Source organism: Lysinibacillus xylanilyticus, assembly GCF_001183605.1.
In the GTDB taxonomy this organism is placed as follows: Bacteria; Bacillota; Bacilli; order Bacillales_A; family Planococcaceae; genus Lysinibacillus; species Lysinibacillus xylanilyticus.
In genome coordinates, this window is the sequence record NZ_LFXJ01000003.1 from 1 (window position 1) to 25,852 (window position 25,852).

Consider the following 25,852-nt stretch of genomic DNA (forward strand, 5'->3'; position numbering starts at 1 on the left):
TTGATTACGTTTTGCTTGTTCAGTTTTCAAGGTTCATGTCGTTACCGTTTTCTCAACAGCAACTTTTATATAATATCATGTCGAAAACTCTATGTCAACAACTAATTTCATTTAATTTAATTGTTTTTCAGTAGATGTCTTAGCGACTTGTATAATAATACACGCTTAATCTAATACGGTCAACACTTTTTCTAAAAAAAATTGATAGTTTTTCATTTTGCTGAGAAACTTCCTATTATAATGATCACGAAAAAAATTAAATATTAGACTCACAATCTGAAGTTAATTTAATGTTTTATTGTTATTTAAAATATAACTTTATCATAATCTCTATTAAAAAATTAATTATTTTTCAACTGAAAATAAAAAACTCGGTTATTATACCGAGTTTTTAAAACGGGAAGAAAAATGGAATTGCTAGCATCATGACAATAAACATAATAATCTGTAATGGTATTCCAATCTTCACAAAATCCATAAATTTATAACCGCCAGCCGTCATTACAAGCGCATTTGTCGGGGAAGCAATTGGTGTAACAAACGCCATACTTGCTGCTACAGCAACAGCAATCATAAATGTCGTTGGACTTGCTTCCATTGCAATCGCCGCATTCATAGCAATTGGTGCAAACAAGACAGCAGTCGCCGTATTACTAATAAATTGTCCAAAAATAACTGTTAAAATATATACACCAACTAGTACCCCATATGGTCCATAATCTCCAAGTGCGTTAATAATACCATCGGATAGAATAACCATACCACCTGTTTTCTCCAATGCAGTCGCCATCGGAAGCATCGCAGCTACAAGCACAATACTTTCAAAGTTCATATTGCTGTATGCATCCTCCATATTACGTAAACAGCCTGTTAATATCATTAATACAGCACCAATCATGACGGAAATAACAGCAGGGAAAATTTCAAATGCCATTAACACAATCATTAAAAGCATAATGACACCAGCAATACCAGCTTTACCCGTTGCTGCCGCGACACTCGCATGCTCTTTCGGCTGACCGACAACAACGACATCCTGCGTTTCCCTTGCAAGTAATAGAATTTCATCCCATGATCCTTGCACTAAAATGGCATCGCCAAATTTCAATTTATGCTTCACCATGTCTTGAAGTTTATAGCCGCCTCTACGATTAATGCCGATTATATTAAGATTATATTTTTCTCGGAAGCCCAGGGTGCTAACAGTCTCGTTAATAAAGCTCGAATTTGGCGTTAATAATACTTCAGCAATACCAAGATGTTTCGATACCAATTCATCCGCTTCTCCTTCGACTAGTTCCTGCATCTCTAGACTATAATCCGCAGCAAAGCGACGAATATTTTCTTCCTCACCTTGGACATACAATTCATCTTTGGCATGTATCACGCTTGTCGGACCTGCCATCTCCTGATATGTCATCGGTAAAAAATTAATACCTTCTTGAGATCGGCGGTGAATTTTCATCATACAAAGCATATATTTGGCCGGAAGCTTTAGTTCTGCTAATGTTGCATCAATAATCGGCGAACCTTCAGGGACAAACACTTTAAACAAATGATTGTTTAAATCATATTGCTTAATAATCTTCTTCGGTGATAGTTTATAGTCAGCTTTTGTTTGTGTGCGATTTTTTTTATTCGGTAAAAGAATATTGCGCACGAGTACTAAATAGATAATACCGGCAATCATTCCTACAATACCGATGGGAGTCACTTCGAAAAATCCTAGTTTATTATAGCCACGGTCTACTAATAACTGACTGACAATTAAATTTGTTGGTGAAGCAATTAATGTCATAAGCCCCGAAAGACTCGCAACATAAGAAAGTGGTAGCAAGAATTTCGAAGGGCTTTCCTTCATACTAATGGCAATACTAACAACGATCGGCATCATTAAAGCTACAGTACCTGTATTACTCATAAAGGCACCTACCGTCCCTACAATAATGAGCAGTAACACAAATAATTTTAGCTCACTATCACCAGACCATTTCAACAACAATCGTCCTGCCATCCCTGCAAGTCCAGTACGTAAAATTCCTGCACCCACAACAAACAACCCTGCAATCATTAAAACTACAGAGTTCGAAAAGCCAGCAAGCGCCTCTGTCGGCGTTAAAATATCTGTAATGACGAAGGCAAGAAGCGACACAATCGCAACGAGATCTGCCCGTACTTTATTTGTCACGAATGCAAAAATTGTCGCTCCTAAAATAAGAAATGTTAATGTAAGCTGCACTTCTAAGAATTCCTTTCTAACATTAAATATTGTGCTAGGTAATACGCAAAACCTTTTGTAATTGTAGCACCTTGCACTTTTGCTATATCACTTTGTTTTATTATATCTTACCCAAAACGATATATGAGAGAGTTCACCATCTTTTCAAAATAAAAGATTCATTGCTTTTGCCTATAATCTGAGATGTGCGGTATTAAACCGCATTCTACTATCATGTATCGGCCTTACCCAGATTATTTTTGATAAAGATTATGTTCTTTAATATAGTCATAACAAGCGGAAGGCAATAGATATTTTGGTTCACCGCCCATTGCGAATTCTTCTCGAATATAGGTAGAGCTAATTTCCATCGCCAAACCTTTGTCAATCAAATGAAATCTTCCATCATCATGATTCCTCAAAATTGGAGAACGACTAATTGTTGATAACATATCAATTCCATGCCTTGCCATTACAATAAATTTGTTCTCATCTACTAACGCTTCTCCGTTTTTCCATAATCCTGCGCCAATATCAACTAATAAATCGGCTCCCATAATAAAATGAATGTCATCATTCGGGTTTTGTTCTCTAAAATATTTCATCGTATCATATGTGTAAATGTTCCAGCCTTCTTGCTCCATTTCATATGAATTTGCAATAAAACGCTCATCCTTAGCAATAGCCAGCTGTAACATATTCCATCGATGCGTATTTTCAGTTTTTATCTCCTTGTCCTTTCGTTTATTTGAACAAGGTAAAAAAATTACTTTATCTAATTTGCAACGATGTGCGACTGTGCTCGCGGTCCAAAGATGAACATTTGTGATTGGATCAAAGGATGATCCGTAAATCCCTATTTTCGCCATCATCTATCCCTCCATTTCCATCCCCTATTAATTTCCCCTACTCATCATCTTCTCGACTTTTTCTTTAATTTCTTTAATTTCTTTAATTCTTGTCATTTTGTTATCCCAGCACGCTTGGCTTAAATCGATGGGATACTTTTCTGGATTCATTGTTCATTTATACTCACTCCATAGTAGATGTAAATTCTCTTCTACATATACTTGGATTTCTTTAAATCTTGGTTCTTTGTAAAGAATAGACCCATTTATACAATGTCTTGATGTAATTCTTTTGCTGTGAAATCCGTCATAAATTTACTGATATAAGTATAAACAAGGCTAAACATTTTCAAGCGCGCTTCCTCATACGGGTTTACATAGTAAACGCAATATAATCCCTTCAATTAAAAAGGCATAAACAAAGCATCTCTGCCTTATTTATGCCTTTCGTATTATTTAATTCACTAGTTGGTTTTTCAAAAGAATACCATCCTGTACGACAACTCGACCATTTTTAATTACAGTATTCGTATGATTCATGCCATAGAAATATTGTAACTGCTTGTAATTGGCAACATCCAATATAATGACGTCGGCTTGTTTACCCGCTTCAAGAGAGCCAATTTGATGTCCACGGTTAAGTGCATATGCTGCATTAATTGTTGTCGCAGTTAACACTTCCTCTAATGTCATACCCATATGCATACAAGCTAAATTCATGATAAACGGCAGACTCAACGTTGGGGATGAACCCGGGTTAAAATCAGTTGATATAGCTACAGGTACCCCTTCATCAATCATTAGGCGTCCCCTTGCAAATGGTGCACGTAAGAAGAATGCTGTTCCAGGTAGCAACACCGCAATCGTGCCAGTTTCAGCCATTTTTTGTATACCCTCATCAGAAGCAACTAATAAATGCTCCGCTGAAATTGCCCCTACTTCCGCAGCAAGCTCCGCTCCCTTATAAGGCTCAATTTCATCTGCATGAATTTTCGGTGTTAACCCTAACGCTTTCCCGGCCTCTAAAATGCGTCGTGATTGTTCTGGCGTAAATACACCCTTTTCACAAAATACATCATTGAATTCAGCAAGGTTTTGCTCAGCTACTTTCGGCAGCATGTCATGAATGACTACATCGACAAATTCATCCTCGCGTCCCTTATAGTCACGCGGCACCGCATGCGCCCCCATAAAGGTACTAACGACATCGATGTCATGTGTAGCTTGTAATTCCTTAGCTACCTCAAGCTGTTTCTTTTCAGTTTCCCAATCTAAACCATAGCCTGATTTTGCTTCAACCGTTGTGACACCATGCTTTAAAAACACATCTAAATGACTCATAGTTTTTCTATATAAATCATCAAAGCTAGTTTCTCGCGTCCACTTTGTCGTGGCATGAATACCACCACCCGCATTCATAATTGCCATGTATGTGGCACCATTGAGTCGCATATTAAACTCCTGCTCACGTGTGCCTCCATGAACTAGATGTGTATGACAATCGACGAGACCCGGCATAACAATCTTACCTGAGGCGTCAATAACCTCAGCCGCCTTTACAAGATCAGGAAAATCCGCTTCTAGCTGCGCAATTGAACCAACTGCTATAATGCTATTTCCCTCCATTAAAACACAGCCGTTTTCCACTACTGCAATGTCACGCATTTGTTCCTTTGTACGAGGACCTTGTGCGACACTTTTTAACGTAATCACTTCATTGGCGTTTTTGATTAAAATTGTCACTTCGCATCATCCTTTAGCATTGGTATACGCACACCTTTGTTCTTTGCTGTATTAATGGCAATTTCATAGCCAGCATCTGCGTGACGCACAACTCCCATTCCTGGATCAGAGATTAACACTCGCGCAATCTTCTCAGCAGCTAACTCAGAACCATCCGCTACTAACACTTGGCCAGCATGTTGCGAATAACCCATTCCTACACCACCACCGTGATGCACACTTACCCAGCTAGCACCACTTGCTGTATTAACAAGTGCATTTAGAATTGGCCAATCTGATACTGCATCAGAGCCATCAAGCATACCCTCTGTTTCACGATTTGGTGATGCAACTGAGCCTGAGTCTAGATGATCACGACCAAAGACAATCGGTCCTGATAACTCACCATTGGCAACCATTTCATTAACCTTCAATGCAAAACGATGACGATCACCATAGCCTAACCAGCAAATTCGTGCCGGTAACCCTTGCCATTTCACCATTTTTTGCGCCATATCAATCCAATTCACAAGACCTTTATCTTCAGCAAACATTTCTTTGGCAAGTGCATCTGTTTTATAAATGTCCTCAGGGTCACCTGAAAGTGCGGCCCAACGGAACGGCCCTTTCCCCTCACAGAATAAAGGACGAATATACGCTGGAACAAAACCAGGGAAATCAAAGGCATTTGTTACACCCATTTCTTTGGCATAAGCACGAATATTATTACCGTAATCAAATACTTCCGCACCTGCTTGTTGGAATTCAAGCATTGTACGAACATGCTCAGCCATCGTCTCTTTCGCTCTTCGCTCATACGTTTTTACATCACTTTTACGCAGTTCAAGTGCTTCCTCAAACGTCATACCATTTGGAACATAACCATTTATCGGATCATGGGCAGATGTTTGGTCAGTTACAAAATCAGGAATGATTCCACGGTTCAATAACTCACTATTAACGTCTGCACAGTTACCAACAAGACCAATTGACGCAGGCTCTTTTTCGTCACGTAGTTTATTGACTAATTCAATAGCTTCATCTACCGTTTCCACAAGATAGTCGCAGTAGCCTTCTTTTATTTTACGTTCAATTCGAGCACGCTCTACTTCGACTACTAAAATGACAGCGCCAGCCATTTTTCCAGCTAAAGGCTGTGCACCGCTCATGCCACCCATACCACCTGTAAGGATGAATTTGCCTCGTAGATCTGCTGTGCCAAATACTTTTTTACCTGCCTCTATGAATGATAAGTATGTTCCTTGTAAAATCCCTTGTGCACCAATATAAATCCAGCTACCAGCCGTCATTTGACCGTACATCATTAAATCGCGGTCCTCTAGCTCATAAAAATGCTCCCAATTTGCCCATGCTGGCACTAAATTAGAATTCGCAATTAATACACGTGGTGCATGTTCATGCGTACGGAATACAGCTACCGGCTTTCCTGATTGAATAAGAAGTGTCTCATCATTCTCTAATTCTTTTAACGACGCAATAATTTGCTCATAGCTTTCCCAATTACGCGCCGCTTTACCAATCCCACCATAGACAATTAGCTCCTCTGGATTTTCTGCTACTTCAGGATCTAGATTGTTCATTAACATACGCATTGCAGCTTCTTGTGTCCAACCTTTACATGTTAATTCATTCCCACGTGGTGCACGAATATTTGTTTTAACTACCATTAAAAACACGCTCCTTTAAAATAGTAAAAATGCTATTGGTGTTACGATGATTAAAGTTAATACGACACGCTCAAACCAAATGAGTAAAATTTGGCGCAATGTCAATGGAATTTCAGATGATAAAATAAGTGGAATAACGGCCGAAAAGAACAAAACTGCCGATATTGAAACGACTGCCACAATAAATTTCGTCACGAGTGTTGCTTGTGTGACTACAAGTGCTGGTAAAAATACTTCTGCTAACGATAATGACAGCGCTTTCGCTGCTAAGTATGGTTCTGGAATCTGTAACACATATGTGAATGGTACAAAAATATATGCAAGCCAATCAAAAATTGGCGTATATGTTGCAAGTACAAGCCCTAGCAGACCGATTGATAGAATCGATGGAATAACTCCCATCGCCATAATGAAGCCATCCTTTAAATTCGTCCATAAAACTTTAGATAAAGGTGGATTTTGCTCAACTGCATCCATCGCTTGACGCCACGCTTCTTTAAAACGGTCCTTCTTCACAATCTTTTCTGGCATCGGCGTTGCGCCCTTGTAGTAGTCATCCTTCATTGAACGAAGTGGATAAATACGCGCTGTTAACGCAGTGACCACGAATGTTACAACGAGCGAAACCCAGAAAAATGCATTCCAATGCTGCATAATATCTAGCGTACTCGCAATAACAACCATAAACGTTGCGGATACAGTCGAGAAACCTGTTGCAATAATCGCGGCTTCCTTTGCTGTGTAGCGACCTTCCATATAAACACGGTTTGTTAAAAGTAAGCCAACCGAATAACTGCCGACAAATGAGGCAACTGCATCCACTGCTGAACGTCCCGGTGTTTTGAAAATAGGCTTCATAAACGGCTGTGTTAAAACACCGATATATTCAAGTAATCCATAGCTTACTAAAAGTGCTAAAAACAAAGACCCGATTGGAATTAGTATTCCCACTGGCTTAACAAGCTTTTCCAGTAAATACGGGCCAATACTTTCATCCGCTAACCATGCAGGTGCTAAATTGAAAATTAACAAAATCCCCGCAATCATACCGCCCACTTTAAAGATGGACATCACAATATTGACTATCGACTTATTCCATTTCTTAGTTATGAAAGGATGAATCGCTCCACCTACAAGCATTACGAGTACATACGCAGTTACAAGCAGCGGTGCTTCGGCTCGAATAAAATTCACGATGTGATCAATTAAAATTGTATTCTTGCCCTGCCAGTCAAACGATACAAAAAAGCTGAATATTCCGACTAAACTACAGACAAACATCTTAATAGCTGAGGAGACTCGAAATTGCAAGTCTCGCTCCAGCTCTCTTTGATGAAATTCTATATCAATCCCTCCGATGCAAGTACTTTTGAAAGAAATTACTAGGTCATCCAGACAACCTGAAGGATATATTGGATTTTCTTTAGGAAGTTATCACCTAAGGTTTACACATACTCATTCAATAGAACATCACTCGTTAGTAAATACTGTGCAAGCGCTTCAATTTCATCGCCGATTGGTTGATCCGCTAACAACGGTGGACAAAATTCACGCACTTTTTCTAAAAACTTTCGTGTCATTGGAGATAACTGCTCTTCTGCCTTATCTAAATGGATAGCCTGCGATGCACAAATCATTTCTATCGCAATGACAAGTGCAGCATTGTGTACAATTTGACGTACTTGGCGGGCTGATGTTGTACCCATGCTTACATGATCCTCTTGGTTACCTGAAGTCGGTATAGAATCCACACTTGAAGGATGTGCTAATACTTTGTTTTCAGATACGATAGAGGCTGCTGTATATTGAGCAATCATCAGTCCACATTCAAGACCAGGATTTGTCGCTAAAAATGGTGGCAAACCTTCATTAAGCTGTGGATTAACCATGCGTTCTGTACGTCGCTCAGAAATATTAGCCCACTCACTTACACCGACTTTTAAAAAGTCCATTGCTAATGCAATTGGTTGGCCGTGGAAATGCCCACCAGACAATACTTCTCCACTTTCTAAAACAATTGGATTATCTGTCGTTGCATTCATTTCAGTTTGCACACGGTCCTGGGCATAGAAAAAGGACTGCCATGAAGCACCATGCACTTGCGGAATGCAACGTAGTGAATAGGCATCCTGCATGCGGATTTCACCTTGCTTTGTCACACGTTTACTTCCATCAAGCCACTTACGGATTCTCCCTCCAACAAGCTCTAATTCCGGGTGTGGTCTAACTGCCAATAGCGCTGGATCAAATGCGGAAGTAATACCCTTCAGTGCCTCAAGCGTTAAACTTGCTGCCATATCTGCCGCTAGCCCAATACGCTCTGCCTCGTTCACTGTTAAAACCCCGATACCCGTCATTGCTTGTGTACCATTTACAAGCGCTAGCCCTTCTTTAGCTTGTAATCGGACAGGCGTTAGCCCAGCTTGCTGTAACGCCGCACTGCCGCTCAAAACCTCTCCATTAAACTCCGCCTTACCCTCGCCTACTAGCACTAAAGCCAAATGTGATAACGGCGCTAAATCTCCACTTGCTCCAACTGAACCTTGAGAAGGTACAATCGGATGCACTCCATTATTAATAAATTCCAATAGCAGCTGCACTGTTTCCAGACGAATTCCTGAAAAACCTCGTGCTAAAGCATTGGCACGTAAAATCATCATGGCGCGTACAACATCTGTCGGGAACGGTACACCAACACCTGTTGCATCTGAACGCAATAAATTCAACTGTAAAAGTTCAATGTCTTCCTCTTCAATCTTTATATTACTAAGCTTTCCAAAGCCTGTATTCACACCATATATCGTTTGCCCCTCAGCTAAACGCTTTTCAATTCGCTCTCTACTTAAACGTATACGCTCCACACTGTCTAGAGAAAGCGCTACCGTAGCACTACCGTCTACAATTTCCCCTATTTGCTGTCTTGTTAATGTCTTGCCATCAAGTTCGATAATAGACTTCATAATAATGACATCCCCCTGTTTCCTTAGCGCTATGTAAAAATGTTTTTAATCAATTTCGCTATCGCTACAAAAGTTAAATAACAAATTACACTAACTACATTGTACTAACTACCTTTTTCAGAAAATAGGGAATTTTAAAAGAGAAAACATGAATTATTTCAGAATTTTTGTTATTTTAATAATATAATAGTACTTTTATACGAAACTAGATAATTTTAAGGAGGTTTACAGTTTTGAAATTGTTATTAATTGACAGAGACTCTACCGACCTTTCAGGAATTCGTTGGTTTTTACATACATATTTCCCTGGGGATGTAACTATAGAAATAGGTACGACTATTAATGAGGCACTTCAAAGTATCCAGCAATTTGAGCCTGAGGTGATACTGCTAAATATTGACCTATTCTCAAATAATCGTTTAATTGCACTTTATCGCGTTTTACAAAAGCATTCAGGGACTATTTTAGCTATGACGACAGAGCCTCTGTTTAAAAATGCATTAAAGGCAATTGATTTACAGGTCGCACATCTCTTCGTTAAACCAATTGATTTAGAAGTATTAAAGCAAAAGCTCACTGCTATTTCTCTTCGGACAACCAAAGCAGAAGCAGTGTATCAAGAAGCTACAGACGAATCCTTTTACTATCAACTATTTTTAGATAGTAAAACTAGTTCCCTAGAGACAAATATACATTTCACAATGATCGAGCCCGAGCATTCCGAAATGTTTAACAAACTATACAACTGGCTTCAGCAAACTCCTATTTATTCTAGTATGAGAATTTATCCTTTATCAGAAAAAATTGTATGTCTATTCCAAACGAATGATTTAGAGAAGGATGTTCGTACATTAATGAAGGAATGGCGATTAACAAATAATAGCTCTTTAAATATTGGGGTTTATGATGGGGAACCGACCACCATGAAGAATATGTATACCTTAACAAAACGCGCACTTCATCAAAGCTTTTATGAAGGCTATGGACATATTTTTTATGCTAGCAAACAATTGGAAACACAGACCTTCGATCCATTACTAACGCCTGAAGAGCAGCAATTACTAATAAGTAGTTTAGAGGACGGAAATATTGAAGCCGTCAAAGCATTTTTATATCGACTATCTAATGAAGGAATTTATTACAAGCAAGATGACTTACGTATTCATCTAACGAGTGTTTTGGCGCAAATTCGGCGCTTTATGCTGAAGTATAAATTACATGAGAAAGCTGCTATTGAGCAAAATTACCGTCAGCTTTTTCATTTAATTATCGAGCATCCTATATTTTATACCATTCTAAATGGCATCATCTCATTTACACAAAGACTAATTGAATTAGCTAATGAGGCTCGAATAGAAAAACGGGCTGACTATGTAGAACTGGCCATAGAAATAATCGACCAGCAATTTCAGGATAGCGGGTTATCTTTACCTTTCGTTGCCCATAAATTAGGGATTAGCCCCAATTATTTAAGTACGATTTTTTCAAAGAAGCAAGGCTTGCCATTTAAACGCTATCTACAGCAGGTCCGAATTCAAAATGCCACAAAGATGCTTGCAGAATCAGATTTTGCTATTAGCGAAATTGCATATTTAAATGGTTTCGATGATTCGAATTACTTCATTAAGATCTTTAAACAGCACATCGGAATTACCCCTCATCGTTATCGTAAAACGTAACATGAGGGTGATTTCCGTTCCAGCTGGGAACTTGTGCGAAAGCGTAGTAGATGAAGGCTTTATCTTCGCGGAATCTCAACGATAGCTGCTGGTTCCCAAAGAGTGCCCCACTGTCACTGTAATTAATTACTTTTTTCAATTATCATATTCCATTTTCAATAAGAATAAATAAACGAAAGAGTTCATTTTAATTTCTTTTATTCTTGAGCTTCCTCTTCTCCACAACTTATTTTTAAGTAATTCTCGAAAATGGTTTAAAAAAGCTAGATTAGTTGTAAAAATTATTCATAATTCTTTTAAATCTAGCATATATTTATAGTTTATATCTTAATGTAAAAATTCTTTAACAATAATAATTATAATCTACTAGCAATTCTAGTTTGTATTTGTTATAGTTATTGATGAAGAGTTTGACTCACAATTTTTTTCTTCAGGAGGTAAACTAAAATGACAAACCAAAATGATCGTAGCCGTCGATTTACAACAGCAGGTGGCGCTCCAGTAGTAAGCAACCACGATTCAATGTCAGCAGGTCCTCGTGGTCCTCTATTACTTCAGGATGTATGGCTAGTTGAGAAATTAGCAAACTTCAACCGTGAAGTTATTCCTGAACGTCGTATGCACGCTAAAGGTTCAGGTGCATTCGGTACTTTCACTGTAACGCATGATATTACTAAATATACAAAAGCAAAAATCTTCTCAGAAGTTGGGAAAAAGACTGAAATGTTTGCACGTTTCTCCACAGTTGCAGGTGAGCGTGGTGCAGCAGATGCTGAGCGCGATATTCGTGGCTTTGCACTTAAGTTCTATACAGAAGAAGGTAACTGGGATTTAGTTGGTAACAACACACCTGTATTCTTCTTCCGTGATCCTTTACACTTCACAGATTTAAACCACGTGGTTAAACGTGACCCACGTACAAATATGAAAAACGCTAATTCAAACTGGGATTTCTGGACTTCATTACCTGAAGCACTTCACCAAGTAACAATCGTAATGTCTGACCGTGGTATTCCAGCTGGATACCGCAATATGCATGGTTTCGGTTCTCACACTTATAGCTTTATTAATGCTGAAAATGAGCGCGTATGGGTTAAATTCCATTTCCGCACAGAGCAAGACATTAAAAACTTAACTGGTGCTGAGGCTGCTGAAGTAATCAGTAACGACCGCGAATCTTCACAACGCGATCTATATGAAGCAATTGAAAAAGGCGATTTCCCTAAATGGAAAATGTACATTCAAGTAATGACAGAGGAACAAGCTCGCAAATTACCATATAACCCATTTGATTTAACGAAAGTATGGTATAAAAAAGACTTCCCATTAATTCCTGTGGGTGAATTCGAGCTAAACAAAAATGCGGACAACTACTTCGCGGAAGTTGAGCAAGCTGCATTTGCACCATCTAACATTATCCCTGGTATTAGCTTCTCGCCAGACAAAATGTTACAAGCTCGTATCTTCGCGTATGCGGATGCACAACGCTACCGTTTAGGTGTGAACCACTACATGCTTCCTGTAAACGCACCAAAATGCCCATTCCGTTCGTTCCACCGCGATGGCGCTATGCGTTTCGATGGCAACCTTGGTTCAACGTTAGGCTATGAACCAAATAGCTATGGTGAATGGGAGCATAATTTAGACTACAAAGAGCCTGAATTACGTATTGACGGTAATGCTGGTATCCACGACTTCCGTGAAGACGACAACAACTACTTCGAGCAGCCGGGTAAATTATTCCGTCTAATGACTGCTGAAGAGCAACAACGCCTATTCGAAAATACTGCTAATGATATGGCGCCAGTTGAAGAATTCATCAAACGTCGTCATATCCTTCACTGCTATTTAGCTGATCCAGCGTATGGTGAAGGGGTAGCAAAAGCTATGGGTCTTTCATTAGAAGGCGTAGATCTTTCAAACCCATACGTAAAACAACCAACTAACGTCTAATTTTCCACTATTATTGATATCCAAATCCAACTTTCTACTCCATGTGAAGGGCACAACTTCACATGGAGCTTTTTTATCTTAACGACAAAAAAGCTTGTGCCTAATTTGATAGACACAAGCCCTTTGATAATTATTGATAAATTTGACTGCCTGCCTTTTTAAATTCCTCAGACTTTTCCTGCATACCTTTGTGGATCGCTTCAGTCGTATTTAGGTCTTGATCTTTTGCATAATTACGAATATCCTGCGAGATTCTCATACTACAAAACTTAGGTCCACACATTGAACAGAAGTGCGCAGTTTTTGCCCCTTCTGCAGGCAACGTTTCATCATGGTATTCGACTGCACGCTCTGGATCTAACGAAAGATTGAATTGATCACGCCAGCGGAATTCAAAGCGCGCCTTAGAGAGTGCATCGTCACGCTGCTGTGCTCCCGGATGCCCTTTCGCTAAATCTGCAGCGTGTGCAGCAATTTTATACGTAATAACTCCTACACGAACATCCTCACGATTTGGTAAGCCTAGATGCTCTTTGGGCGTCACATAACATAGCATTGCCGTACCATACCAACCTATCATCGCAGCACCAATAGCCGATGTAATATGGTCATAGCCAGGAGCAATATCTGTTGTCAGTGGCCCTAAAGTATAGAAAGGAGCTTCCTTACACACCTCTAACTGCTTGTCCATATTTTCTTTAATAAGATGCATCGGCACATGCCCTGGTCCTTCTACCATCACCTGTACATCATGCTTCCAGGCAATTTGCGTTAATTCCCCTAGCGTTTCCAACTCCGCAAATTGAGCCTCATCATTCGCATCTGCTATAGAACCCGGGCGTAAACCATCACCTAAGGAGAAGGCAACATCATAGGTTTTCATAATTTCGCAGATTTCTTCAAAATGGTTATATAAGAAGCTCTCTTGATGGTGATATAAACACCACTGCGCCATTATCGAGCCTCCACGAGACACTATGCCTGTTACACGATTAGCCGTTAATGGCACATAGCGTAGCAATACCCCTGCATGAATCGTGAAGTAATCAACACCTTGCTCAGCCTGTTCGATTAACGTATCACGATACACCTCCCACGTTAAATCCTCTGCCACGCCATTTACTTTTTCTAACGCTTGATAAATCGGCACCGTCCCTACTGGTACCGCGGCATTACGGATAATCCATTCACGTGTCGTATGAATATGCTTACCAGTAGATAAATCCATAATGTTATCGGCACCCCAGCGTGTAGCCCACGTCATTTTCTCTACCTCTTCTGCAATAGAGGATGACACCGCCGAATTTCCAATATTGGCGTTAATTTTCACATGGAAGTTACGTCCAATAATCATTGGCTCAGCCTCAGGGTGATTAATATTAGATGGCAAAATAGCACGGCCTGCCGCGATCTCTGAACGCACAAATTCTGGATCCATATTTTCGCGAATCGCTACAAATTCCATTTCTGGAGTTATAATTCCCTTTCGTGCATAGTGAAGCTGTGTTACATTTTTACCTTTCTTCGCACGCAAAGGCTTTCTAGATAAATTTGGAAAAACATTTTCATTCATTCTTGGATCATCAACTTTGCGGAATCCATTATCTTCTGGCTTGATAGTTCGACCTTCGTATTCTTCAACGTCACCGCGCTCTTTGATCCATGCACTACGTAAAGCTGGCAATCCTTTCGTAATATCCACTTTATAAGCAGGATCAGTGTACGGGCCGCTCGTATCATAAACACGCACTGGCGCGTTTTCCTCTTCACCAAAGCTTCCTGTCGTTGGACTTAGAGCAATTTCACGCATTGGCACTAAAATATCTGGTCGAGAACCTTCTACATAAACTTTTTTACTTCCTTCAAAACTTGACATAATCGTAATATTCTTGTCGCTAACTGTTGTCATAAACTACTTCGCTCCCTTTTACATTTATACAAGGACCGAATCTAGCTCACCCCAACAAAGACAAAAGCCGAATCCAAAAAAAATTTTGGATCCGGCTAAGAATGTAAAGGTATAGTTATTGCAAATAACATGGAGTGCAATAATGGTTAACTTTCCCACGCTGGTATGAGCCAGATCAGGTCCAAAGGGTCAAGAAACCTCTATGCGTTTCCCTCTCAGCCTGACTCATCAGACTCCCCTAGTTAATACTATTAAGTTTGATGATAGTGTAGCAGATATTGCAAAGAGATGGAAGCTTCATTTGAATATTTTTGGTACATTCATCAAGAGTCAGCGCCAGATGTGACTCTGGGCGCATGCGAAGCAGTTCATCATTGATGAATTCATTTTTATATGAATCCATTGAAGATTTATCGGAACAAAATCTCATTTTATCGGAACAATTTTAACTTTTATCGGAACATTATCTTGTTTTATCGGAACAATTTCAGTTTTTATCAGCTATAGGCAATCAAATGAGCACCAAACCGTTAGGTAAACAACAGCTCCGCTACGTAAATCACAATCGTCACTGTAATACAGCTCACAATTGTTGAAAATAAAACGGTTTGTGCAGCAGTTGCCGATTCTACGTCATATTCTAATGCCAGACTAGAGCTATTTCTTGATGTCGGGAACGAACTAGCTATAAAAAGTGATTGTGCCACGACACCATCAAGACCAAGCGCAAAAATGATTAACAATGCTACAGCTGGCCCTATTATTAGTCGTGTAAAACAACTAATGAAGACAAGCTTATTAAACATGGATTTGATTTCAAGCTGGGATAGTTGCGCCCCTAAAGTTATTAATGCAACAGCGATAAAGCCATCTGCCACATGGTCTATTGGAATTTTTACAAACTGTGGAATAGCGATATTAAAATAGTTCATTGCAACACCAATAATAAGTGCATGAATTATAGGCATTTTGAGGAAGTCTTTCAAAATAGACATGCCCGATTTTGTTGAAGAAATTAAATTGTACAAGCCGTAAGTATAGGTAGTCATATTTTGAAATATAACGAGAATGACCTGAATCGCTACTCCAATCGGCTGGGTCACGAAAATCATTTGTGCCACCGGAATACCATAGTTACCTGAATTAATTAGGACAACACTATTTTTAAACACTGCCGCCTCTGTTTTTTCTAAACCGAGTCCCTTTACTAGAAAGTGACTAAGCACCATTTGGCTTCCGATAAAGAGTAGAATAAATAACGCAACTTCCCCAAGCACAGACAGCTCTATAGTCGTTTCATATAAATTCACAAAAACAGCTGCTGGCATGAAGCAATATGTAATAAGTTGAGATAACGCCTTTAAATTAAAGCGAAATTTCTTTTGTAAAACTGCTCCAAGCACTAGAAGCACTAAAATCGGAGCTACAATTTGAAAAAATATCATACCGAGATACACCATAGCGATGTCCCCCTTCCCTCTCCTATAGTAGTGCTGTTTTTATGCTTGGTCAATGTACTTCATAGTTAACTCATAGCCATTCTTTTACCATAAAAAAAAGAAAGACTGCCTCAAAAATATTGGCGCAGTCTTTCTTACAATTCTAATCAATTATGCCTCGGTAATTGCGTCCGGAATCGGCTTTGTGCTTAGGCCTGCGTGAGGGCCGACACGATGTCGGTCATTTCGGTAATGCCACAGTACGTGGCGCTTTTACCGATGCAGGTCAGTTAGACGTTATCGCACGGATGCGATGATTTTAGGCTAACATCCTTTATTAACTCCTTTCCGATTCCGTAACATCCGCCGGAGGCTTTGGGCCAACGTGATGTTGGTCACTCAGTCGTGTGTTGTTGTTGCTGTCACTTCGCTTTCGCACAGAAAGCAAACTTGTTGCTGTCGCTACGCTTTCGCACAGATAAAACCCTATTGTTGTCGCTTTGCTTTCGTTACATAAAACATTTGTAGCTGCCGCCTCGCTTTCGCTACATAAAACATTTGTAACTGCCGTTTCACTTTCGTTACATAAAACATTTGCTGAAAGAAGTTAAGCAAGCTTAAAGCGATTAACGACCTCTTGTAATTCTTTTGAAATCTCGTTCACATTATTGATGGACTCTGCAACCTTTTGTAGTTCCGCTTGTTGGTCAATAGAAGATGCACTTACCTGTTCTGCAGATGCAGCAGTCTCCTCAGAAATAGCAGAAATACTTTGGATTGCCATAATCGCTTGATTTTTATGCTCTAACATATGAGAAAGTTTAGTCATTAACTCACTTATTGACGTTGCAATAGAACTAGAAAGCTCACTATTGTCTTTAAATGCAACCTCCGTGCTTTGTACTGACTCATTTTGAGCTTGTATTAAGCTCGCGTTTGAGGCAATGACAGCAACTGTTTGCTGAGAGTTTTTAAGAATGCTATCTACCGTTTGCTTAATAACCTCTGTTTCATTTCTGGATTGCTCCGCTAGCTTTCGTACCTCCTCGGCGACAACTGCAAAACCTTTACCATGTTCACCAGCACGAGCAGCTTCTATACTTGCATTTAAGGCTAATAGATTTGTTTGCTCGGTAATACCCTGAATAGACGCTATAATTTGATTGATATTGGCAATATTAGACGCCAATGACTCCATTTGCTGCTGAATACGTCCATTCATTACATTCGTTTCTGAATTACGTTCACGTAAGCTTTCGACTTCTTTCATCCCTTTGTCTGTGGTTGCTTTTGTTTTAATCGACAGCTCATCCATTTCATTTGAAAGCGTTGTAATAGTATCAATTTGATCGGATAAATCAATCATCCGATAATTGGTTTCTTCTGTATCCTCAGATTGCTTTGATGCTCCCAGTGCAATTTCATTAATAGCTACTGAGACTTCTTGACTTGAAGCAACTATTTCATTAAACGCCTCATGAACATGATTTGATGATTGATTAAGTAATTTCGTAGCATTCAGCACCGTTTGAATGGCGCTATTCGTTTGATCCAACATATTATTATAAGCTAATGCAACAGCACCAATTTCATCAGGCTTAATATATTTGTCATCAACTTTTTGAGTTAAATCTCCATCTGCTGCTGTTTCAATAGATGTACGTAAAAACTTTAATGGTTTCAGTAATTTATAGATAAACAATGCACTAGCGACGGTCATTAAAACGACTATAATAATTGACGCTATAATGGTAAAAACAAGCACATGATTATAGGTTTCTAATATTTTGGATTTTGGTAGCACTATTTGTACAGTCCAAGTTTCATCAATTCCATCTAAATTCATCGGAGCAAAAACGTTAAATGAATTTTCCTTAAGCTCGTCGGAACCCAAATACATACTTTTTAGCTCGCCACTATCCATTGTTTGTTTAATGCTTGTCCAGTCCAAATTATCCTGCATATTTAACCCATCTAATGACTCACCAAAGCTATTTGCAGTTAAAACTCCATTATTAGTAATAATAGCTGCATAGCCACCATCCGGTTTTACGGACTCTGTTAATCCTTTTAAATAATCAATAGCTATATCAGCCGTCAATGTGCCAAAAATTGACCCCGAAGCATCAACTAATGGAACAGCAATCGTTGTCATTAGTACTGTTTGTCCATTTATTTTATAATCATATGGTTCCGTTAGAACGGATCTTCCTTCTTCTTTTGGTATCCAATACCATTCGGAAATACTCTTGTCTTCGATGCCTTCAAGAGAATTCGTTGTTATTCCATTTCCATCCTTACTTAAATAAGGTATAAAGCGATTTTTTGAATCCACTAAAGTAGAACTTATAGTCGGTTCTATATTTGTAGAATTCTTTTCAAAAACAGCTCCTACACCAAGTAAATCTTCATTATTAACTAAGTTAGTTTCCATCATATCTATTATGTCTTCTGCGGAAAGCTTGCCTTTTTTCTCCATGCCCTCAACTATACGTTTCGTCGTAAGTAAAGTCGTGTTTACTTTTTTAAAGCGCTCACTCATCTTTGCTGCCGAATACTCAGCAGTTTCCAATGTTGCACTTTCTGCATCATCAACACTTTGATTCTTCAAAATAACGCCTACAATAACGGTATATGTAATAAATAACACTAAAAATAACCCTATAATTAGAGCTGATAGCTTTAAAGCAATACTCCTAGATTTCCCCATCACAACACCCCATTTTTATACATAATGATAATGGATGGCAGGTCGTATCACAACAAGATATTTAACAAACCAAGTAGAATTTTGCCGTTTTATAGAGAATTTGAATGTATATATACCGAAAATCCATACCGCATAAAAAAAGGACTAATTATCCACCAATTTGGTTATCTAGTAAAACATACCCATTATATACTATAATATTGAAATATATGATATATTATCTACAAAATACTATGATTGGAGTGATTAACTTGAAGAATAAAGCGTTATCAGCTTTTATGGCAACAGCTATTACAGCAACCTTAGTTTTGCCAGTTTCACATGCAAACGCTGCTTCAAATGTTTCATCTTTAAACCACTCAATTCAAATTGATGCACAAGTAGCTGCAGCCAAAACAAAGGAGCAAACCGTTACCATTACCAGTATCACTAAAGATAAAGTACTGACATCCAATGGCCAATTTAATATTAGTCAGACGCTGAAGCATCTTTTTAATACAGCGAATAGCACTGCACTGAAGAATGCCCAAGCTACAATTGTCGTAAATAACGGCGAAATTACAAGTGTTACAGCACTAACATTAACTAAAGCTGGTACAAAAAATAATACGGTATATTTTGATGGTGGTGACGCACAAATTGAAGGAAGCCTAACTGTAAATGCGGATTATGTAAAAGTTCAAAATGTAACTATTGAAGATGAGCTTATTGTAACTAATCGTGTGAAGAATGCAATTACAATTGATGACGTTACTATTGGGGATACAATTACTTTTAAACCTGTATTGATTCGAAATATTAATTGGTTAAATGTTTCTCTAAAAGATATTAAATCTCCAAATATGAACTTAAAGCGCACTAAAGTAAGTGTCACTTCTGACAAAGCTATTTCGAAAATTGAAGTAGTTGGTAAAGTTACAGCATTTGAAGTTACAGCCAATGTTGATAAACTTATTATCGATGTTGAGAAAGACTTCAGCCTTTACGGAAAAGGTAAAATTGAGCAAGTGGTTGTCAAGCATGGGGCAAAGGTGGCATTAAATTCAGGGCATCTAATTAACAAAGTCCAGGTGGATGATAAAAAAGCCTCTGTGGCATTACCAGTTTTGAATAAAACTGAGCTAAGTAATTTAGTAGCATCGCCTCCGTACGTTACAATATCTGTTAATGGGTATGACGTTTCAACAACAGAGAAATGGACAACCCAGGCTGAACGTGCAACATTCGAATCTGCCGTAAGCAGTGCAAGAGCAGTAGTTAATAATTCTTACGCCTCTCAGGAACAAGTAAACAATGCTATTACACAGTACAAAACTGCATTAAGCGTTTATCAAGCTGTGCAAAAATATGGAACAAAATATGTCTATGGTGATAAGTCTTCACTACAATCGCTAATCTATTCAGTTCAGTATGTAACGGTTTCTTGGAACAATGGTAATGACGTAGCGTCATATGTACCTTGGACGACGCAAAGTGAGAAGGACGCTTTAACCTCTGCCGTTTCATCTGCTCAATATGTTGTAAATAATTACTATGCAACACAGTCTGATATCACAAATGCAATTAGCAATTTAAACTACGCTATCACTATTTATAAGAATGTGCAAAAATATGGTACTACTTATCAAACGAATGCCGATCGATCTGCTCTTTTATCACTTATTAACTCTGTTCAGTATGTAACCGTTTCTGTGAATGGATCTGAATTATCCTCCAATGTAATTTGGACGACGCAAAGTGAAAAAGACGCTCTAATTTCTGCCGTTTCATACGCACAAAATATTGCAAACAATAGCTACTCGTCTCTATCAGATATTTCGTCTGCATATAATTATTTAAATAATGCTATTTCAACATATAGGAGTAATTATAAATCCGGTGTGAATTCTTGGCATTACGTTGATAAATCTTGGCTACAATCACTCATTAATTCGGTTCAGTATGTAAAAGTTTCTGCAAATGGAGATGGCACTGATATCCCCTATTATGAACTATGGACTACTGAACGAGAAAAACGTGACCTAGAAAAAGCAGTTCAACACGCTCAATCTGTTGTTAATAACTACTATGCTTCTTCATACGAGGTGACAGATGCTATTAACAGTTTAAACAAGGCCATCACCATCTATAATGATGTCCAAAGTTCAGGTAAACAACGATAAAATAGAAAAGGACTCGGCACAATGTCGAGTCCTTTTTCATTCTCATATAAAATTAAATCTCAACTATCTATCAGCGAAATCATACTCATTTTTCTCTAGTCCTTATACCATTGTTCAACTCCCTCACTTGGCTCTACTACTAATTGTTCCTGCAGCATTTTCGTTAACTATCAACCATTCTTGCGATTCTATCCGTCTCTATTAAAAAAGCGATCTGCTTACCTTTCATATGCCCATAAGTACATAAGACACAAAATGTTTTTAAAAATGCACAACCTATCTACCTATTCACTCAAAATATACATAAAAGAAGACTAATATATGCTAAAATTGGTTTATCAACATATATTAGGATATTCTCGACGCAATCAAAGATTTCATCTAGGATAAAAATCCTATGATTTAGCCATCACACTTATCCAAAACCAAATAGGAGGTTTCCCGTATCATGAAAAACAAAAGAAAACTAGCCTTACTCGCCCTAGTTGCGGTCCCTTCACTTATCTATACTGCACCTACTACGTCAGCATCAGCTGCTGATATTACGGGACATGTAAAAACTGCTTACATATACAACAATACTTATTACTACAACTATAACGTTGCGAATGTTGATCGACTTATTTCAAACATTAATGATACAACCGCTTCATTCCAAACAAATTTAGAAGCAGCCATCAAAGCCTACAATGATTTAACTGAAACGGAAAAACAGTATGTCACGAACTATTCAACGTTATCAAATCATCAACAGACGAGAGTAGCGTATCGTAAGCTTGCTGCACAAATTGATGAGAAATTAGCTTCAGTAGACCCAACTTCTGTAAATTACTACCAAAATGTTATAGAAACGAAAGATTGGTACAATACGTTAAATGCAGCGCAAAAGACATTTGTGAGTGCGGAATCACAAAAAATACTGACATCCTACATCACGCCAAATACATCTGTCGATAAAGTGATCAATAAAATCCAATTATTAAACTCTTCTCGCATTACCTTCCATCAAGATGTTGCTGATGCTAGAGCTGAGCTTAATGCACTACGCAGATTTACATACGTCTATTTACCGGCTGGTATCGAAAAGACGTTATTAGATGCTGAACAGCTTGTTGCGAAGGATAAGGCGGCAGCTAAGGACGTGGAAAACGCAATTGCAGCTTTATCGCCTAAAACGTCTACTGCTCAAGATGTACAGGCAGCGAAAACAGCCTTCGAGGCTTTAACACCTGTGCAGCAGCAGCTTGTGCCTAATGTCTGGACTTTAGTAGACTTTGTAAACGGAAAATATGATCTACCGACTAAAGGGAACGGGACAAAAACGCCAATTTTATCGGATACAGCAGCCGTACCTGGTAAAATTACTGCTATGACTAAAAACAAAAATACCTATACAGCAAAAATAAACGTTGCCGACACGGAAAATAATACAGAGCGCTTCGTTTTAACAACAAAATCCAATATGACTGTTATTATTCCACCACTAGGAACTCTTCTTAATGAGGATACTGGTGTTATGGAAATTAAAATTACAAAAAGTTCGAATCGTATCACATTCCAGGCAACATTAAATAAAAAAACAGTTGAATTTGAGGCGAATATGGAAATCATTATCGATAATTTATCACAAAACGCTTCCATCGTTCGTACCTATGACTCTGGCAAACAAGTGCCAGCTGATTACACAGTAGAAGGAAATCGCCATTTCATTCAAACAAATACCCCTGGTTCATTCCAAATTAATTATTAATCCACTAGTGGAAATTATGACCCTCTGCCAATACTTTATTATTTGCAGAGGGTTTTAATATGTATTTTTTCTGCTCCACCATCGCTTCTTCAAAGCAGAGACTCTTCTTTCAAAACTCTATGGGCACCTGTAACGAAATCCTACTTACACTAATACATCATTAAGAGGACCTTTTTTATCATTACATCACCAACTTTTTGGCACACCAAACAGTTCCCCTTTTTTTCAACATTGCTTGGTCCAACAACTGATTAAGTAGTATGCTCCGTTTTCGCAATTTCCCTAAAATTTTCAGAAAACTATTGACATTTGTCATAAAACAGGCATAATCAATATTAAAGTTTCCTTATAGAAACAATATGATGTTCGGGAAATATTATTATAGAAAGGAATAAAAGATGCTTATGGAAAAGACATTAAAACCTCTTTCTGAATGCTCGTTTGGAGATTGCTTTTTAATAAAAGAAATAAACATTAAAGGCCCTTTAAGAAGAAGATTATTGGATTTAGGCTTTGTAAAAGAAGCAGAAATCTCTGTTCTTCGTAAAAGTCCTTTAGGAGACCCTGTTGCTTATCGTGTAAGCAATACAACGATTGCATTACGTCATGATGAAAGCTCTATGATTCTGGGCGAAATTGTTAGGGGGAATACAAAGTGAGAGTAAATAGAATAGCTTTAGCAGGTAACCCAAATACAGGTAAAAGTACATTATTTAATACATTAACGGGATTGAAGCAGCATACCGGGAACTGGCCAGGGAAAACGGTTGTTCATGCTGAAGGATCTTTTGAACACAAAGGAGAGCAATATATTCTCGTGGATTTACCCGGGACCTATTCTCTATTTTCCAATTCAGCAGATGAAGAAGTCGCAAGAGACTATATTATTTTTGACCAACCGGATGCAACAATTGTTGTGCTTGATGCAACATCATTAGAGAGAAATTTAAATCTTGCACTCCAAGTTTTAGAAATGACTAATAATGTCATCATTTGTATCAATTTAATCGATGAAGCTGAGAAAAAAGGTATCCGAATTGACGAAAAGAGATTGGCTCGTGAGCTAGGCGTCCCAGTAGTAAAAATATCGGCGAGAAATAAAAAAGGTATTAATCGATTGCTCGATACATTAAGTCAACTGGTGAAGGGGCAAATTGTTACAACTCCGTATCGTATGAAATATTCGAAAGAAATAGAAGAAGCCATTACAAAGGTAGAATCGAAATTAGAAGGTTATTTTGATGAAAAATATCCATCAAGATGGGTTGCCCTTCGCTTACTTGATGGTGATGAAGAATTGATTTTAAAACTACAAAATCATAAGAATAATAAACAGCACGAGGTGAGAACGAATGGAGTCCCAGTCAGTGTTAAATCATAGTGTACTTAAGGGGATTTTAGCTGAAGTAAATGAAGTTTCGAATGAGGATATTCGAGATGAAATCGTTAGTGATATTTATACTAAAAGCAAATCTTTATGCAAAAAAGTAGTATCGCAGCAGCACTCTGCCATGTACAGATCTGATAAATTAGATGAAATTTTCACATCCCGCATTTGGGGATTCCCTATTATGCTTATCATGCTTGGGGCTATCTTTTACATTACTATTGCTGGCGCAAACGTACCATCAGATATGATAGCAAGCTTATTTGGCTATCTAGAGGGTAAGCTAACAATTCTTTTTGAAACAATGCACGCACCAGAATGGCTACACGGCATTTTGGTACTTGGGTTGTTTAGAGGTACCGGGTGGGTTATTAGTGTTATGTTACCGCCTATGGCAATATTCTTCCCTATCTTTGCTCTTTTAGAAAACTACGGCTACCTTCCACGTGTAGCATTTAACATGGACCGCTTATTTAAACGGGCAGGAGGACACGGGAAGCAATCATTAACAATGGCAATGGGCTTCGGCTGTAATGCTGCTGCTATCCTGTCTACGAGAATTATAGAATCTCCTCGTGAGCGAATGTTAGCCATTTTAACGAACAATTTTGTTCCTTGTAACGGGAGATGGCCGACACTTATTTTATTAGCATCATTATTTATGGTAACTGGTTTTTCAGGTGCAACAGGTACACTTGTAACAGCGGGTATTTTAATAGGATTTGTTATGTTGGGTGTCGTTGTGACATTATCTGTGTCCTGGATTCTTTCTAAAACAGCTTTAAAGGGTGTACCAACCCATTACACATTAGAGCTTCCACCATTCCGAAAACCAAAGTTCTGGAATACAATTTTAAGAGCAAGTCTTGATAAAGCATGGTATGTATTAAAAAGAGCAGTTATCGTCGCAGCGCCTGCCTCTATTTTGACTTGGGTATTCGCTAATATTTATGTTGGTGATACAAGTATTCTAATGCACTTTGTTAACTTTTTAGATCCATTTGGTCAGGCTCTTGGTATGGATGGCTTTATTATGGCTGCATTCATTCTTGGGCTACCAGCCAATGAAATTGTTATCCCTATCCTAATTATGGCGTATTTATCTCAAGGAGCTATGCTGGAAATTGAGGATTTATCGAAACTAAAACAAGTGTTTATTGACCAAGGCTGGACGTGGCTAACAGCTTTAAATATGATGTTATTCTCTCTGCTACACTTCCCTTGTGGAACGACTTTAGTCAATATTTATAAAGAAACAAAAAGTCCAAAGTGGACATTTATGTCATTTTTAATTCCAACTGTTATTGCCATTGGCGTGACTTGGCTAACGGCGACAGTTGCTCGTGCTTTTGGTTGGGTGTGAGGATGGGAGGGGCTGTTTAAAAGCCCCTCTTTTTTCATTCTCAGAATTTAGCTTGAAATTTGAT

16 protein-coding genes and 1 riboswitch are annotated in these 25,852 nt (G+C 38.4%); of the genes, 7 read left to right on the plus strand and 9 right to left on the minus strand.

The window, feature by feature from the left end:
* Positions 1-391: 391 nt before the first annotated feature.
* The 6 genes from ACZ11_RS02670 to hutH form a co-directional block, all read right to left on the minus strand.
* The gene (locus ACZ11_RS02670) at positions 392-2,239 is read right to left on the minus strand and encodes an SLC13 family permease (RefSeq protein ID WP_049663534.1); all 1,848 of its coding nucleotides are present in this window, start codon (positions 2,237-2,239) and stop codon (positions 392-394) included.
* Between the two features lie 233 nt (positions 2,240-2,472).
* Positions 2,473-3,087, minus strand: coding sequence for a nicotinate-nucleotide adenylyltransferase (gene nadD / locus ACZ11_RS02675; protein ID WP_049663536.1), 615 nt, complete (start codon positions 3,085-3,087; stop codon positions 2,473-2,475).
* 435 nt (positions 3,088-3,522) lie between these two features.
* The gene (gene hutI, locus ACZ11_RS02680) at positions 3,523-4,809 is read right to left on the minus strand and encodes an imidazolonepropionase (protein ID WP_049663539.1); all 1,287 of its coding nucleotides are present in this window, start codon (positions 4,807-4,809) and stop codon (positions 3,523-3,525) included.
* A complete protein-coding gene (gene hutU, locus ACZ11_RS02685; protein WP_049663542.1) occupies positions 4,806-6,476 on the minus strand; it encodes a urocanate hydratase in 1,671 nt (556 codons plus the stop codon). The genes hutI and hutU overlap by 4 nt, the downstream gene beginning before the upstream one ends.
* Positions 6,477-6,491: 15 nt before the next feature.
* Positions 6,492-7,757 carry a YjiH family protein gene (locus ACZ11_RS02690; RefSeq protein WP_082172645.1) on the minus strand — a complete coding sequence of 422 codons (1,266 nt, stop codon included), beginning with the start codon at positions 7,755-7,757 and terminating at the stop codon, positions 6,492-6,494.
* 164 nt (positions 7,758-7,921) lie between these two features.
* Positions 7,922-9,436, minus strand: coding sequence for a histidine ammonia-lyase (gene hutH, locus ACZ11_RS02695; protein WP_049663546.1), 1,515 nt, complete (start codon positions 9,434-9,436; stop codon positions 7,922-7,924).
* A gap of 233 nt (positions 9,437-9,669) precedes the next feature.
* Here hutH and ACZ11_RS02700 point away from each other — a divergent pair, with 233 nt between their 5' ends.
* Complete coding sequence (locus tag ACZ11_RS02700) at positions 9,670-11,115, plus strand: response regulator transcription factor (protein ID WP_049663548.1); 1,446 nt, start codon at positions 9,670-9,672, stop codon at positions 11,113-11,115.
* A 447-nt stretch (positions 11,116-11,562) separates the two neighbouring features.
* A complete protein-coding gene (locus ACZ11_RS02705; protein ID WP_049663550.1) occupies positions 11,563-13,068 on the plus strand; it encodes a catalase in 1,506 nt (501 codons plus the stop codon).
* Positions 13,069-13,198: 130 nt separating this feature from the next.
* Here ACZ11_RS02705 and thiC read toward each other — a convergent pair whose 3' ends face one another.
* From thiC to ACZ11_RS02720, 3 genes are all read right to left on the minus strand, one after another.
* Positions 13,199-14,977: a phosphomethylpyrimidine synthase ThiC gene (gene thiC, locus ACZ11_RS02710; protein WP_049663551.1), complete on the minus strand. Its 1,779-nt coding sequence runs from the start codon at positions 14,975-14,977 to the stop codon at positions 13,199-13,201.
* Between the two features lie 135 nt (positions 14,978-15,112).
* Positions 15,113-15,227: riboswitch (TPP riboswitch) on the minus strand.
* Between the two features lie 280 nt (positions 15,228-15,507).
* A complete protein-coding gene (locus ACZ11_RS02715; protein WP_049663554.1) occupies positions 15,508-16,437 on the minus strand; it encodes an AEC family transporter in 930 nt (309 codons plus the stop codon).
* A gap of 586 nt (positions 16,438-17,023) precedes the next feature.
* Positions 17,024-19,126 (minus strand): methyl-accepting chemotaxis protein, encoded by a 2,103-nt coding sequence (locus tag ACZ11_RS02720; protein WP_049663556.1) that lies wholly within the window; start codon positions 19,124-19,126, stop codon positions 17,024-17,026.
* A gap of 251 nt (positions 19,127-19,377) precedes the next feature.
* Here ACZ11_RS02720 and ACZ11_RS02725 point away from each other — a divergent pair, with 251 nt between their 5' ends.
* From ACZ11_RS02725 to ACZ11_RS02745, 5 genes are all read left to right on the plus strand, one after another.
* On the plus strand, positions 19,378-21,288 hold the full coding sequence (locus tag ACZ11_RS02725; RefSeq protein ID WP_201778494.1) for an S-layer protein: 1,911 nt from the start codon (positions 19,378-19,380) through the stop codon (positions 21,286-21,288).
* Positions 21,289-21,736: 448 nt separating this feature from the next.
* A complete protein-coding gene (locus ACZ11_RS02730) occupies positions 21,737-23,038 on the plus strand; it encodes a hypothetical protein (protein WP_049663557.1) in 1,302 nt (433 codons plus the stop codon).
* 398 nt (positions 23,039-23,436) lie between these two features.
* On the plus strand, positions 23,437-23,697 hold the full coding sequence (locus tag ACZ11_RS02735) for a FeoA family protein (RefSeq protein ID WP_049663559.1): 261 nt from the start codon (positions 23,437-23,439) through the stop codon (positions 23,695-23,697).
* Positions 23,694-24,419 carry a FeoB small GTPase domain-containing protein gene (locus ACZ11_RS02740; protein ID WP_049663561.1) on the plus strand — a complete coding sequence of 242 codons (726 nt, stop codon included), beginning with the start codon at positions 23,694-23,696 and terminating at the stop codon, positions 24,417-24,419. Before ACZ11_RS02735 ends, ACZ11_RS02740 begins: the two co-directional genes overlap by 4 nt.
* On the plus strand, positions 24,391-25,788 hold the full coding sequence (locus ACZ11_RS02745) for a nucleoside recognition domain-containing protein (RefSeq protein WP_049663564.1): 1,398 nt from the start codon (positions 24,391-24,393) through the stop codon (positions 25,786-25,788). The genes ACZ11_RS02740 and ACZ11_RS02745 overlap by 29 nt, the downstream gene beginning before the upstream one ends.
* Positions 25,789-25,852 lie beyond the last annotated feature (64 nt).

Coding starts and splice junctions, on each gene's coding strand:
- hutU (WP_049663542.1), bottom strand. CDS start 6,476: ATGGTAGTTAAAACAAATATTCGTGCACCACGTGGGAATGAATTAACA.
- nadD (WP_049663536.1), bottom strand. CDS start 3,087: ATGGCGAAAATAGGGATTTACGGATCATCCTTTGATCCAATCACAAAT.
- ACZ11_RS02705 (WP_049663550.1), top strand. CDS start 11,563: ATGACAAACCAAAATGATCGTAGCCGTCGATTTACAACAGCAGGTGGC.
- hutH (WP_049663546.1), bottom strand. CDS start 9,436: ATGAAGTCTATTATCGAACTTGATGGCAAGACATTAACAAGACAGCAA.
- ACZ11_RS02715 (WP_049663554.1), bottom strand. CDS start 16,437: ATGGTGTATCTCGGTATGATATTTTTTCAAATTGTAGCTCCGATTTTA.
- thiC (WP_049663551.1), bottom strand. CDS start 14,977: ATGACAACAGTTAGCGACAAGAATATTACGATTATGTCAAGTTTTGAA.
- ACZ11_RS02735 (WP_049663559.1), top strand. CDS start 23,437: ATGCTTATGGAAAAGACATTAAAACCTCTTTCTGAATGCTCGTTTGGA.
- ACZ11_RS02690 (WP_082172645.1), bottom strand. CDS start 7,757: ATGTTTGTCTGTAGTTTAGTCGGAATATTCAGCTTTTTTGTATCGTTT.
- ACZ11_RS02745 (WP_049663564.1), top strand. CDS start 24,391: ATGGAGTCCCAGTCAGTGTTAAATCATAGTGTACTTAAGGGGATTTTA.
- ACZ11_RS02720 (WP_049663556.1), bottom strand. CDS start 19,126: ATGGGGAAATCTAGGAGTATTGCTTTAAAGCTATCAGCTCTAATTATA.
- ACZ11_RS02730 (WP_049663557.1), top strand. CDS start 21,737: ATGAAAAACAAAAGAAAACTAGCCTTACTCGCCCTAGTTGCGGTCCCT.